This window comes from Streptantibioticus rubrisoli (assembly GCF_024436055.1).
Taxonomy (GTDB): domain Bacteria; phylum Actinomycetota; class Actinomycetes; order Streptomycetales; family Streptomycetaceae; genus Streptantibioticus_A; species Streptantibioticus_A rubrisoli.
Genome location: NZ_JANFNH010000013.1, coordinates 61,016 through 75,580, shown reverse-complemented (window position 1 = coordinate 75,580; position 14,565 = coordinate 61,016). Strand labels below are relative to the sequence as shown.

Below are 14,565 nucleotides of genomic sequence, written 5' to 3'. Positions count from 1 at the left end.
CGTCGTACGGCGGATGCCCCGCCGCCAAATTTTGCGCAGAATCCTTCGACGCGGTCACGCGGCGATGCTAGGGCGTTATTCCGGGGAGTCGCAACACCCGGAATTTCCCCCTAAGCACCCCTAGCCAGCGGCACCGACCCCTAACTTAACGGCCCAGTAGGCCCGTGGTGCGGGCAGCCGTGCTAGACATGGCACGCACCATATTGCTTCCCAATCCGTCGGCGCACAACGACGCAGCCCGCCGCACGTGCGACCCTCGCGGCAGAACGCCGGTGCTGCCGTTATCGCGTCCAGCCTGATTCGCAGGGTCAATGAACACAATACGTCCGCTGGATTATGCCGTCCTAGTCGACGGGCTGGTCAAAAAGTATCCCGATCGTGAACATCCCGCCGTGGACAACCTCAGCTTCACCGTGAACCACGGTGAGGTCTTCGGGTTCCTTGGCCCGAACGGAGCCGGAAAAACCACCACCATCGGCATCCTCACCACCCGGGTGGCGCCGAGCGGCGGGCAGGCGTTCGTACAGGGCGTCGACGTGGTCGCCAAGCCCGCGGTGGCCCGCCAGTCATTCGCCGTCGTACCGCAGCGCAACAACCTCGACCGCTCCCTGACGATCCGCCAGAACCTGGTGTTCCACGCCGGATACCACGGGCTGCCGCGCGCCGAGCGCAACCGACTGGCCGACGAGAGCCTGGAGTTCGTCGGCCTCACCGACCACGGCGACGCCCGCTCCGACGAGGTCTCCGGTGGTCAGGCGCAGCGGGTGATGATCGCCCGGGCGCTGATGCACCGGCCCCGGGTGCTCTTCCTGGACGAACCGGCAACCGGTCTCGACCCGCAGTCCCAGCTCTTCGTGCGCGAGCGGGTGGCCGAACTCAGCAGCCGCGGCGTGACGGTGGTCATCACCACCCACGACATGGACGAAGCCGAGAAACTGTGCGACCGGGTCGGAATCATCGACCACGGCAGGCTGCTGGCCCTGGACACTCCGCAGGCGCTGATGGAGAAGCTCTCCAACACCTCGGTCAGCGTGACCATCACGCCGCCGCATTCCGGCCCGGACAGCGTCATCCAAATGCTGAAGCGGATCGATTCGGTGGCCAACGTCGAAATCGTCCGACAGGAGGAGACGGATCCGCTCGCGGGCGCCGAGTTCGGCGAGAACGGATTCGAGTTCCATCATGAAACCGGGCCCGCGGACGTGCGGTTGAAGGTCTACTCCGATGCCGCCTCCTCGGTGATCCTGCCCACCGTCATCAAGGCACTGGCCGAAGCGAACTGTGAAATCAAGGACATGAGCGTCGGCAATTCGACCCTGGAAGACGTTTTCGTCGAGTTGACCGGTAGGGAGATGCGATGACCACCGCACCCACCTCCACGTCCGATTCCGCGGCCTCGCCGACACTGCCCGCCGAGGAGCCGGAGCCCACCGTCGTCACCCCGCAGCCGTCCCGCAGCGGACGGCACCGGCGCCGGGCGACCCGCTGGCGGACGTTCTACTTCATCCTGTGGCGGGACATCTTCGTCACCGGCCGGGAGATCGCACCGTTCCTCGGCCAGGTGCTGGTGGAGCCGTTCTTCATCCTGTTCGTCTTCGGCAAGGTGCTGAGCAACCTCGGCTACACCAACCCGGAGTTCCAACAGGTGCTGCTGCCCGGTGTGGTGGCGCTCAACAGCTTCCTGGTCTCGCTGCAGAACACCGCGCTCCCGCTGGCCATCGACTTCTCGTACACCAAGGAGATCGAGGACCGGCTGCTGGCGCCGATCCCGGTGGTGCTGGTGGCGATCGAGAAGATCATCTTCGGTGCGATGCGCGGAGTGATCGGCTCGCTGGTGATGATCCCGATCGGTCTGGGGCTGCTCGACCATGTCTCCTGGCCGCTGCACACCCTCCCGGCGACCCTCGGCATCATCTCGCTCGGCGGCATCGTGGGCGGCGCGGTCGGGCTGATGCTGGGCACCCTGGCGCCCGCCCGGCACATCAGCATCGTCTTCGCGATGACACTGACACCCATCATGTTCACCGGGGCCACCCAGTTCCCGTGGGCCAGCCTGTCCCACATCCGGTGGTTCCAGATCCTGTGCACCCTCAACCCGCTGACGTACGTCAGTGAGGCGATGCGCGGACTGCTGCTACCGAAGGCAGGACCGCACTCGATTCCGCTGCCGATCTGCATCGCCGCGATCGCCGCGGCCACCTTGATCTACGGCTTCATCGGCATCCGGGGCTTCCGCCGCAGGGCACAGGACTAAGGGAGCCGCGGGGGCTTGCCCCCGCGGCGCGGACCGGCGGTGCCGAACACACCGCAACCGACCAAGAAGGCGCACCACATCATGACCGCATCCGAACAGGCCCGTACCGCCATAGTCTTCCCCGGCATGGGACCGTCCCGATTCTCCGAGGTGGGCAAGTTCCTGATGCTCGACCCGTACGCCCGGCGTCGGCTGGCCGAAGCCGATGAGGCGCTGGGCACCTCGGTCTTCGACAACTTCCGGGAGGCCACCGAGGACTACTCGGAGTTCAGCCAGGTGGCGTTCCTGGTCAACTCGATGGCGCTGGCCGACAAGGCCGAGGAGACCTTGGGCATCAGCCCGGACTTCTGCGTCGGCCCGAGCTTCGGGCAGAAGGCGGCGGCAGCCTACGTCGGCAGTCTGTCCTTCGCCGAGGTGGTACGGCTCACCGCCGAACTGGCCCTGCTGGAGGAGGACTTCTTCCGCCGCGAGCACACCGACGTGATCACCCACTCGTTCGTGCGCACCCCCGAGGAGCGGCTGCGGGAGATCCTGGCCGACTTCGACGAGCGCGGCGAGTGGTACGAGTTCTCCGGATACCTCGACAACGGCTTCCACATGCTCTCGGTGCGGGAGAAGGAGCTCGACGGTCTCAAGCAGGCGATCAGCAGGGCCGGTGGCTACTCGATGTACTCCATGCGGCCCCCGGTCCACGCCCCCGCGTTCCGCGCGCTGCGTCGTGAGGCCGAGGAGGTGTTCGCGGCGTACGAACTGGCCGACCCCAAGCTGCCGGTGGTCACCGACCAGGACGGCACGGTCATCAACTCCGCCAGCGAGATGCGGACGATGATGCTGGACACCTTCGACCGGCCGATCAACTGGCCCGACGTGGTGGCCACGTTGAAGGGCGCCGGGGTGACCAAGGTGTGCGTCACCGGTCCCGACAACCTCTTCCACCGGCTGGACTGCACCAAGGACAACTTCGAGGTCGTGGCGGTCGGCCTGACCAAGCGCTCCCGCGAACGGGAACGCGACCGCTCACGCGCCAGGTAGCCGAGACCAACGCCGAAGGGCCGGGCTCCCACCGGAGCCCGGCCCTTCGGCGTGCCGTCAGCGCCCGGCCAGCCAGTCGTCCACCGCCCGCGCGGTGGTCTCGGCGTGCCGCTCCATCATCGTGAAGTGGTTGCCGGGCACGTCCACGGCGGTGTGCTCCAGGTCCCAGTAGGACCGCCAGTCACCGTCCCTGGACCAGTCGAACAGCCGCTCCCCGGCCCGCAGCAGCAGCGTGGGAGTGCTGATCGGCTGCGGCTTCCAGTCGCCGAACAGCCGGAAGTAGCCGCCCATCGCCAGCAGCCGAGTGTCATCGACCGGCACATAGCTTTCCTGTCGCTCGTTCATCCCCTCGGCCAGGCCCGGCTGGATGCCCACGATCGCGTCGTCGTCGTGCGAGTAGATGTCGATCAGCACCACCGCCTGCGGCGCCACCCTCTCCGACTCCAGCCGCGCGGCGACTGCGTGCGCCAGCATCCCGCCCGAGGAGTGGCCGAGCAGCACGAACGGCCTGCCGTCCGCGTGCCCTACCACCGCCTGGGCCTGCGCCTCGATCACCGCCTCCTTGCTGGCCGGCAACTGCTCACCGGCGAGGAAGCCGGGCGCGCCCAGCGCCCACACGTCCCGGCGGCCCCGGAAGCCCGCGGCGAACCGGGCGTACTGGTGCGGTCCGGAGATCGACAGGATCGAGGAGAAGCAGACCAGACCCGGCTGCCGTTCACCGGAGGACAGCCGCACCAGGCTCGGCGCCCTGCGCAGCTCGGCCGCCGACGCGAACGACGGACGGAACCGGGACGCCTCCATCAACAGCCCCATGAACTCACCGGACCTACCCAGTTCACCGGCCTGCCGCAGCATCTGACCGAACACCCCGCCGGTCGGCTCATCGTCCGCGGGTCGTTCGGCCTCCGGTGCCGCACCGGCCAGTTCGGCGCGCAGCCGCTGGGCGGTGAGCGTCGGCGTCGGGTGGTCGAACAGCAGCGTCGGCGGCAGCCGCAGCCCGGTGGCCGCGCCCAGCCGGTTGCGCAGCTCGACCGCGGTCAGCGAGTCCACGCCCAGTTCCAGGAACTCCCGCTCCGCGCTCACCTCGTCCGGCGAGGCGTAGCCCAGCACGACGGCGACCTGCTCGCGCACCAGCCCCAACAGCACACTCTCCTGCTCGGTCTCGCCCAGCCCGGCCAGCCGCCGCAGCCAGGTGCCCGCCTCCGCCTGTGCGGTCTGCCCGGACCGGGCGGCGCGCCGTGCGGCACCGCGCACCAGCCCGCGGAACAGTCCGGGCAACGCGTCGGCGGCCTGCAACTGCCGGGTGTCCAGGTTCACCGGCACCAGCACGGCGTCCTCGGTCTGCCCGCAGGCGGTGTCGAACAGCGCCAGGCCGCGCTCGGTCGGCAGTGGCAGCAGACCGCCCCTGGCCATCCGGCGCACATCCGCGTCGGCCAACTCGCCGGTCATCGCGCTGCGTTGCGCCCACAGGCCCCAGGCGAGCGAGACCGCGGGCAGGCCCTCGGCCCGGCGCCGCTCGGCCAGCGCGTCCAGGAAGGCGTTGGCCGCCGCGTAGTTGCCCTGACCGGGGGTGCCGAAGGTGCCAGCGGCGGACGAGAACAGCACGAAGGCGGTCAGGTCCAGGTCCCGGGTCAGCTCGTGCAGATTGGTCGCCGCGTCCACCTTCGGGCGGAACACCGTGTCGATCCGGTCGCCGGTCAGCGACGGGATCAGCCCGTCGTCGAGCACTCCGGCGGTGTGGACCACGGCGTTCAGCGGATGCGCGGCCGGGATCGCCCCCAGCACACCGGCCAGCGCCTCCCGGTCCGCCGCGTCACAGGCCGCCCAGGTGACCTGTGCGCCCAACTCGGCCAGCTCGGCGCTCAGTTCCGCGGCGCCATCGGCCTGGGAGCCACGGCGGCTGGTCAGCAGCAGATGCCGTACGCCGTGCTCGGTCACCAGGTGCCGGGCGACCAGTCCGCCGAGCGCACCGGTGGCACCGGTGACCAGCACCGTGCCGTCCGGGTCGAACGACGCCCGGCCCGGCTCGGCGGCGACCGGAACCCTGGCCAGGCGCGGCGCGTACAACGCGCCCTCGCGCACCGCCAGTTGCTCCTCGCCGCCCGACACGGCGGCCGACAGCAGGGCGTAGGGGAGGTCCTGGCCGTCCACGTCCAGTAGGCCGAAGGCCCCCGGGTTCTCCGTCTGGGCGGAGCGCAGCAGGCCCCACACCGGCGCGTGCGCCAGATCCGGCACGCCCGCCACCGCGTTGCGGGTGACGAACACCAGCCGGGAGCCCTCGAAGCACTCCTCCGCCAGCCAGCCCTGCACGAGGCCCAGCGCGTCGTGGGTGGCCCGTCGGGCGGACTCGGCCGGGGCGCAGGGCGCGAGCACCACGTCCGGCAGCGGCTTGCCCGCCCGCACCACACCGGCCAGCGCCGCCAGATCGGCGTAGCCGTCGACCACGGCACCGGCCGTCTCCAGCACGGCCGCCAGCCCGCCGTGATCGGCGCCGACCACGGCCCAACGCCGGACGGCGGCCGCGTCCTGGGCCACCGGAACGGCCGTCCACTCCACCCGGAACAGCGATTCGTGGAACCGCGCCGGGGACGCGCCGAGTTGGGCCGGGTCCATCCGGCGCAGCACCAGCGACTCGACCGAGGCGACCGGCTCGCCCGTCTCGTCCGCCGCCGTCAGCGACACCGAACCGTCCGCCCCCGGCGCGATCCGCACCCGCAGCGCGGCGGCTCCGCTGGCGTGCAGGGTGACACCGGTCCAGGAGAACGGCAGCCGGATCCCCGCGGCCTCGCCGGTGAAGGCGCCCAGCGCCAGACCGTGCAGCGCGGAGTCGAGCAGCGCCGGGTGCAGACCGAACCGGGCGGCGTCGGCATGCTGCTCCTGCGGCAGCCGCAGCTCGGCGAAGACCTCCTCACCGCGCCGCCACGCCGCCCGCAGCCCCTGGAACGCCGGGCCGTATCCGAAGCCGCCTTCGGCGAACCGGTCGTAGAGACCGGCCACGTCCAGCGGCTGTGCGTCAGCCGGAGGCCAGGCGGCGAGGTCGTCCGCCGTACGAGCCGAACCCGAGGCCAGCACACCGCTGGCGTGCCGGAGCCACGGCGCGTCGGCCGGGGCGTCCTCGGGCCGCGAGTGCAGGGCCAGCTGGCGCCTGCCGGACTCGTCGGACTCCGCGACCCAGAGCCGCAGTTGAACCGCCGCGTCCTCGGACAGGATCAGCGGCGCCTCAAGGGTGAGTTCCTCCAGCACGTCGCAGCCGACCTGGTCCCCGGCCCTGATCGCCATCTCCACGAACGCCGTACCGGGCAGCAACACCGTTCCGGACACCGCGTGATCGGCCAGCCACGGGTGGGTGCGCAGTCCCAGCCGTCCGGTGAGGACACAGCCGTCGGACTCCGGCAGCTCCACCGCCGCACCCAGCAGCGGGTGGTCGGCGTCGCCCAGGCCGATGGAGCCGACATCGCCCACCGCCGTCAGGGGCACGTCGATCCAGTACCGCTGGTGCTGGAAGGCGTACGTGGGGAGATCCACGCGGCGGGCGCCCGCGAAGTACACGTTCCAGTCCACTGTCGCGCCGCGCACATGGGCCCGGCCCAGGGCGAGGGCCAGCGTTTCCGCCTCAGGGCGTCCGCCACGAAGCGCGGGGGCGAAGGCCGCGGCGTCCGACGTCACGCACTCCTGCGCCATCGCCGACAGCACACCATCGGGGCCGAGTTCGAGGTACGTGGTGACGTTCCGCGCTTCCAGGGCCTGGACGGCGTCGAGGAAGCGGACGGCCTCGCGGGCGTGGCGCACCCAGTGCTCGGGCTCCATGACCTCCTCGGCGGTGACCAGCTCGCCGGTGAGGGTGGAGACGATGGGGATGCGGCAGGCGTGGTAGGTGAGGCCTTCGGCAACCTCGCGGAACGCGTCCAGCATGCCGTCCATGTGCGGCGAGTGGAACGCGTGGCTGACGGTCAGCCGCTTGGTCTTACGTTCCTGCGCCTCCAAGCCCGCGGCGATCTCCAGAACCGAGGCCTCATCACCGGAGATCACAACAGACGAAGGCCCGTTGATCGCGGCGATGCTCACGCCGTCAACCAGCAGCGGCGCGACCTCATCCTCCGCCGCTTGGAGCGCCACCATTGCACCGCCGCCCGGCAGTTCCTGCATCAGACGGCCACGCGCCGCCACCAGCGTGCAGGCATCATCCAGCGACAGCACACCGGAAACATGCGCCGCCACCAACTCACCGATCGAGTGCCCGGCCAGGAAGTCAGGCGTCAGCCCCCACGACTCAACGAGCCGGAACAACGCCACCTCAACGGCGAACAACGCGGGCTGGGTGTAGGCGGTCTGATCCAGCAGGCCACCATCAGCGCCGAAGATCACATCCCGCAGCGGCACATCAAACCGCTCACACACCTCGTCCAGCGCCCGGGCGAAGACAGGACAGGTCTCATACAGCTCCCGTCCCATTCCCAGTCGCTGGCTGCCTTGCCCGGTGAACAGGAACGCCAACTTCCCGCCGCCCGGGGTGCCCTCGATGACCCCGGCCGCATCGCGCCCCTCGGCCAGCGCAGTCAGGCCGGTGAGGAAGCCGTCCCGCTCCCCCGCCACCACCACCGCGCGGTGCTCGAACGCGGCACGTCCGGTGGCCAGTGAGAGGCCAACGTCCGCCGGGTTCAGCGTCGGGTCGGCGGCGACGTGCGCACGGAGCCGCTCCGCCTGCGCGCGCAACGCTTCGGCGGTCCTGGCCGACAGCACCCAGGGCAGCGTCTTCGGCGTGGCCGGAGCCTGATCCGGCTGGTCGGCGTCAACGGTCGGTGCCTGCTCGATGATCGTGTGGGCGTTGGTGCCGCTGATGCCGAACGAGGAGACGGCCGCCCGACGCGGGCGCCCGGTCCGCGGCCACTGACGCGCCTCGGTCAGCAACTCCACCGCACCCGCCGACCAGTCGACATGCGGCGTCGGCTGGTCCACGTGCAGGGTCTTCGGCAGCACACCGTGCCGCATCGCCATAACCATCTTGATGATCCCGGCAACACCGGCGGCGGCCTGCGTATGACCGAAGTTGGACTTGATGGACCCCAGCCACAACGGCTGGTCATCGCCGTGTTCGCGCCCGTAGGTGGCCAGCAGCGCCTGCGCCTCGATCGGATCACCCAACGTGGTGCCCGTACCGTGCGCCTCCACCACATCCACATCGGCCGCGGTCAACCGGGCGTTCGCCAACGCCTGCCGAATCACCCGCTGCTGCGACGGACCATTCGGCGCCGTCAACCCATTGCTCGCACCATCCTGGTTGACCGCACTACCGCGCACGACCGCCAGCACCGGATGCCCGTTCCTCCGCGCGTCCGACAACCGCTCCACCAGCAGCATGCCCACGCCCTCACCCCACGCCGTACCGTCCGCACCCGCGGCGAACGGCTTGCAGCGGCCGTCCGCCGCCAGACCGCGCTGGCGGCTGAACGCGACGAAAGTACCCGGCGTCGCCATCACCGTGACGCCACCAGCCAGCGCCAGCGAGCACTCGCCGTTGCGCAGCGCCTGCACCGCCAGATGCAGCGTGACCAGGGACGACGAGCAGGCCGTGTCAACGGTGACCGCCGGGCCTTCAAGCCCGAACGTGTACGACACCCGGCCCGACACCACGCTGCCGGAGCTGGCGGTGCCCATGTAGCCCTCAAGGCCGTCGGGAGCGCGGTGCAGCAGGGTGCCGTAGTCGTTGTACATCACGCCCGCGAAGACACCGGTACGGCTGCCGCGCACCGACGAGGGGTCGATACCGGCCCGCTCGAACGCCTCCCAGGTGGTCTCCAGCAGCAGCCGCTGCTGAGGGTCGGTGGCCAGCGCCTCGCGGGGGCTGATGCCGAAGAAGACCGGGTCGAAGTGGTGTGCGTCGTGCAGGAATCCGCCATCGCGGGTGTAACTGGTGCCGGGCCGGTCAGGGTCCGGGTCGAACAGCCCTGCCACGTCCCAGCCGCGGTCTGTCGGCAGTCCGGATATCGCGTCCCTGCCTTCGGTGACCAGTTGCCAAAGGTCTTCTGGTGACTTCACCCCGCCGGGGAAGCGGCAGCTCATCGCCACGATCGCGATCGGCTCGTCATCCGCCGCCGACGCCGCCGTGACGGCCGGGGTGGCGGTGCCCGCACGGGCGCCGAGGAACTCGGTGGCCAGGTAGTCGGCCAGCGCGGTCGGGGTCGGGTAGTCGAAGATCAGGGTGGCGGGCAGCCGGGCCCCGGTGGCCGCGTTCAGCCGGTTGCGTAGTTCCAGGGCGGTCAGCGAGTCGAAGCCGACCTCGTTGAAGGCACGCAGCGGTTCGACCGCTTCCGCCCCGGCCAGGCCGAGTACGGCGGCCACCTGCGCACGGACCAACTCCAGTACGGCACGGTCGCGTTCGGCCTCGGACAGCCCGGCGAGACGTTGTGCCAGCGCCCCGGTGGGCGCGGCCGCGTTGGCGGTGGCGCGGCGGGTGGGGGTACGTACCAGGCCGCGCAGCAGCGGGGGCAGCATGCCACTGGCCGCCTGGGCGCGCAGCCCGGCCAGGTCCAGCCGCATCGGCACCAGCAACGCCTCGTCGGTGCGTACGGCCGCGTCGAACAGCGCTGTACCGTCCTGCACCGACAGCGCGGCCACACCACCACGGTTCAACCGCTCGACATCAGCCGAATCCGCCATACCCGTGGCCCACAGACCCCACGCCAACGAACTGCCCGCCAGGCCCAGCGACTTACGGTGCTCCGCCAGCGCGTCCAGGAAACTGTTCGCCGCCGCGTAGTTGCCCTGACCCGCACCACCGAAGACACCAGCGGCCGAGGAGAACAACACGAACGCCGACAGACCCATACCCTGGGTCAGCTCATGCAGGTTCCAGGCCCCATCCACCTTCGGACGCAACACCCTGGAGACCCGCTCAGGGGTCAGCGAGTCGATCACACCGTCGTCCAGCACACCAGCGGTGTGAATCACGGCAGTCAGCGGATGCTCCGCCGGAACCGCGGCCAACACTCCGGCCAGCGCGTCCCGGTCGGCCACATCACACGCCGCCCACGACACCCGCGCACCCAAACCCGCGAGCTCAGCGGCGAGCTCCGAGGCGCCTGCGGCATCCGCCCCGCGACGCGACACCAACAACAGATGCCGCACCCCACGCTCAGCCACCAGGTGCCGGGCAAACACACCACCCAACTCACCACTGGCACCGGTGACCAACACCGTGCCGTTCACATCGAACGACGGCTCGTCACCCCCGACGGTGGCCCGCGCCAACCTCGGCGCCAGCACGCGGCCGCCACGGACGGCCAACTCCTGCTCCGGCAAGGTGAGCAGCGCCGGATCGAGTTCCGGCACGTCGAGGTCCACCAGGACGAACCGCCCCGGGTTCTCCGACTGCGCCGAGCGCACCAGACCCCGTACCGCCGCCCCCGCCAGGTCCTCCGGGCCGTGCGTGACGAACACCAGTCGCGACGCGGCGTATTGCTCGTCCGCCAGCCACTCCTGGAGCAGTGCCAAAGCCCGCTGCGTCATCGCGTGGACACCCGCGACGGAGGCCATCGGTTCTGGCGAGGCGTCCACCACCACGTTGTCCGGCAGTGGGGTCGCCAGCGCAGCCAGGCCCCCGTCGCCTACGACCGTGTACGACGGCCGCTCGGCGTCCCCCGGAACCGCCAGTTCGGCCCACTCCACCCGGAACAGCGACTCCGCCACCCCATCGCGGCCACCGCCCAACTGCGCCGGCGAGACCGACCGCAAGGCCAACGCGTCCACCGACGCCACCGCGGCGCCCGCCGCATCCGCGATCTGCAACGCCACCGCGTCCCGCCCAGCCGGGGCCAGCCGCACCCGTAGCGCCGACGCGCCGACGGCGTGCAGGGTCACACCCGACCAGGAGAACGGGAGCCGTCCCTGTCCGGTCTCCTCGACCAGGCCGCCGAGCCCGATACCGTGCAACACCGCGTCCAGCAACGCCGGATGCAGACCAAATCCAGCATCCTCGGCACCCTCCGGCAAACCCACCTCGGCGAACACCTCATCGCCACGCCGCCAGGCCGCCCGCAGCCCCTGGAACACCGGACCGTACGCGAACCCGGCATCCGCCAGCCCCTCGTACAACCCGTCCACAGCCACCGGCTCAGCATCCGCCGGAGGCCACACACCGAAGTCGAACGACGCCTTCGACGCACCCTCGGCCAGCACACCCGTGGCGTGCCGCAGCCACGGTTCCTCTTCGGGGGCGTGGTCCGCGCGGGAGTGGAAGGTGATCGAACGACGACCCGTCTCGTCCGGGGCGCCCATCGTGATCTGTAGTTGGACGCCACCCTGTACGGGCAGCACCAGCGGTGCTTCCAGGGTCAGTTCCTCCACCAGGTCGCAGCCGACCTGGTCTCCGGCGCGCACGGCGAGTTCCACGAACGCCGTGCCGGGCAGCAGTACCGCCCCCAGCACGGCGTGGTCGGCCAGCCACGGATGCGTGTCAAGCGACAGGCGGCCGGTGAACAGGAACCCTTCGGCGTCGGCCAGCGAGACCGCGGCGCCCAGCAGCGGATGCTCCGCCGAGCGCAGACCGGCCGACGTCACATCGCCGAAGGCGGTGCCCGCGTCCAGCCAGTAGTGCTGGTGCTGGAAGGCATAGGTGGGCAGGTCCACCCGAACCGCGCCGGTACCGTCGAAGTATCCGGCCCAGTCGACGGCCACCCCGCGCACATGCGCTTCGGCCACGGCGGCGTTCACGGCCTCGGCCTCGGAGCGGCCGTCGCGCAGCACGGGGAGGAACGCCTTGCCGTCGGTGTCCGTGACGCAGTCCTGCGCCATGGCGGACAGCACGCCGTCCGGGCCGAGCTCGATGAACGTGCTGACGTTCTGGGCTTCCAACGCCCTTACACCGTCGAGGAACCGCACGGACTCGCGGACGTGGCGTACCCAGTAGTCGGGCAGGCGGATGTCTTCGGCGGTGACCAGCTCGCCGGTGAGGGCGGAGACGATGGGGATGCGGGGGGCATCGAACGTGAGGCCTTCGGCAACCTTGCGGAAGTCGGCCAGCATGCCGTCCATATGGGCGGAGTGGAAGGCGTGGCTGACGGTCAGGCGCTTGGTCTTACGGCCCTGCGAATCAAAACCGGAAGCGATCTCCAGGACCTTGGCCTCGTCACCCGCGACGACAACCGACATGGGACCGTTGATCGCGGCGATGCTCACGCCCTCGCCCAGCAGCGGCGCGACCTCATCCTCCGCCGCCTGCACCGCCACCATCGCACCGCCGCCCGGCAGTTCCTGCATCAGGCGACCACGCGCCGCCACCAGCGTGCACGCGTCCTCCAGCGACAGCACACCGGAGACATGCGCGGCGGCCAGCTCACCGATCGAGTGCCCGGCCAGGAAGTCAGGCGTCAGGCCCCACGACTCCAGCAACCGGAACAGCGCCACCTCAAGGGCGAACAGCGCGGGCTGGGTGTAGGCCGTCTGGTCCAGCGCACCGCCGTCCGAGCCGAACAGCACATCCTTCAGCGGGAGTTCGAAGTGCTGGAGCACCTCGTCCAGCGCCCGCGCGAAGACGGGATACGCCTGGTGGAGCTCCCGTCCCATCCCCGGCCGCTGGCTGCCCTGACCGGTGAACAGGAACGCTACCTTGCCCCGGCCGTCCGCCCTGCCCCGTACCACCCCGGCGGGCAACTCATCGGCCGCGAGCTTGGTGAGCCGGTCGAGTAGGGAATCGCGGTCGCTGCCGATGACGGCCGCGCGGTGCTCAAGCGCGGACCGCGTCACCGCCAGCGAGTAGGCGGCGTCAACCGCGCCGAGCTCCGGGTGCGCGGTCAGATGGGTCAGCAGGCGCTCGGCCTGGGCGCGCAGCGCATCGGCCGACTTCGCGGACAGCGTCCAGGGCAGTACCGGAAGCGCGCGTGGCTCCTGCGGTGTCTCTTCCGTCTCCAGTTGCGGTGCTTGCTCGATGATCACGTGGGCGTTGGTGCCGCTGATGCCGAATGAGGAAACAGCGGCCCGACGCGGCTGGCCGGTGCGCGGCCACTCCCGCGCCTCGGTCAACAGCTCGACCGCACCCTGCGACCAGTCGACATGCGGCGTCGGCTGGTCCACGTGCAGGGTCTTCGGCAGCACACCGTGCCGCATCGCCATAACCATCTTGATGATCCCGGCAACACCGGCGGCGGCCTGCGTGTGGCCCATGTTGGACTTGATGGAGCCCAGCCACAACGGCTGGCCGTCCGGCCGTTCCCTGCCGTAGGTGGCCAGCAGCGCCTGCGCCTCGATCGGATCACCCAACGTGGTGCCCGTGCCGTGCGCCTCCACCACATCCACATCGGCCGCGGTCAACCGGGCGTTCGCCAACGCCTGCCGAATCACCCGCTGCTGCGACGGACCATTCGGCGCCGTCAACCCATTGCTCGCACCATCCTGGTTGACCGCACTACCGCGCACGACCGCCAGCACCGGATGCCCGTTCTTCCGCGCGTCCGACAACCGCTCCACCAGCAGCATGCCCACGCCCTCACCCCAGCCCGTGCCATCGGCCGCGGCGGCGAACGACTTGCAGCGGCCGTCGAACGACAGCCCGCGCTGACGGCTGAACTCGGTGAACGTACCGGGAGTCGGCATCACGGTGACGCCACCGGCCAGCGCCAGCGAGCACTCGCCGTTGCGCAGCGCCTGGATGGCCAGGTGCAGCGTGACCAGGGACGAGGAGCAGGCCGTGTCCACGGTGACCGCCGGGCCTTCGAGGCCGAAGGTGTACGACACCCGGCCCGAGGCGATGCTGCTGGAGCCACCGGTGCCCAGATAGCCCTCGACGCCCTCGGGGACGGCGCGCAGCCGCGAGGTGTAGTCGTGGTACATCACGCCCGCGAACACACCGGTTCGGCTGCCGCGCACCGACGAGGGGTCGATACCAGCCCGCTCGAAGACCTCCCAGGTGGTCTCCAGCAGCAGCCGCTGCTGCGGGTCCATCGCCAGCGCCTCGCGCGGGCTGATCCCGAAGAAGGCCGGGTCGAACTGGTTGGCCTGGTGGAGGAATCCGCCCTCGCTGACGTAGCTGGTGCCCTGCTGGTCGGGGTCGTCGTCGAAGAGCCGCTCGATGTCCCAGCCGCGGTCGGTGGGGAAGCCGGAGACGGCGTCCCCACCTTCGGCGACCAGCCGCCACAGGTCCTCGGGCGACTGGACGCCGCCCGGGTAGCGGCAGCTCATCCCGACGATGGCGATCGGCTCCTGCTCGCCCGACTCGACTTCCTGCAAACGGCGCCGGGTCTCATGGAGGTCGGCAGTCACCCGCTTGAGAAAGTAGCGGAGCTTTT

Annotated in this window: 3 protein-coding genes and 1 pseudogene; 3 read left to right on the top strand and 1 reads right to left on the bottom strand. The window is 70.4% G+C overall.

Annotated features, from left to right (window positions below; genetic code table 11):
• Nucleotides 1-392: 392 nt before the first annotated feature.
• The 3 genes from NON19_RS14600 (at nt 393) to NON19_RS14590 (ending at nt 3,286) form a co-directional block, all read left to right on the top strand.
• Complete coding sequence (locus NON19_RS14600) at nt 393-1,361, top strand: ABC transporter ATP-binding protein (RefSeq protein ID WP_255928106.1); 969 nt, start codon at nt 393-395, stop codon at nt 1,359-1,361.
• Nucleotides 1,358-2,254, top strand: coding sequence for an ABC transporter permease (locus NON19_RS14595; protein ID WP_255928104.1), 897 nt, complete (start codon nt 1,358-1,360; stop codon nt 2,252-2,254). Before NON19_RS14600 ends, NON19_RS14595 begins: the two co-directional genes overlap by 4 nt.
• An 81-nt stretch (nt 2,255-2,335) precedes the next feature.
• Nucleotides 2,336-3,286, top strand: coding sequence for an ACP S-malonyltransferase (locus tag NON19_RS14590; protein ID WP_255928102.1), 951 nt, complete (start codon nt 2,336-2,338; stop codon nt 3,284-3,286).
• Nucleotides 3,287-3,343: 57 nt separating this feature from the next.
• Here NON19_RS14590 and NON19_RS14585 read toward each other — a convergent pair.
• Nucleotides 3,344-14,536, bottom strand: a pseudogene (locus tag NON19_RS14585) (SDR family NAD(P)-dependent oxidoreductase); the annotation flags it as partial.
• Nucleotides 14,537-14,565: the final 29 nt, after the last annotated feature.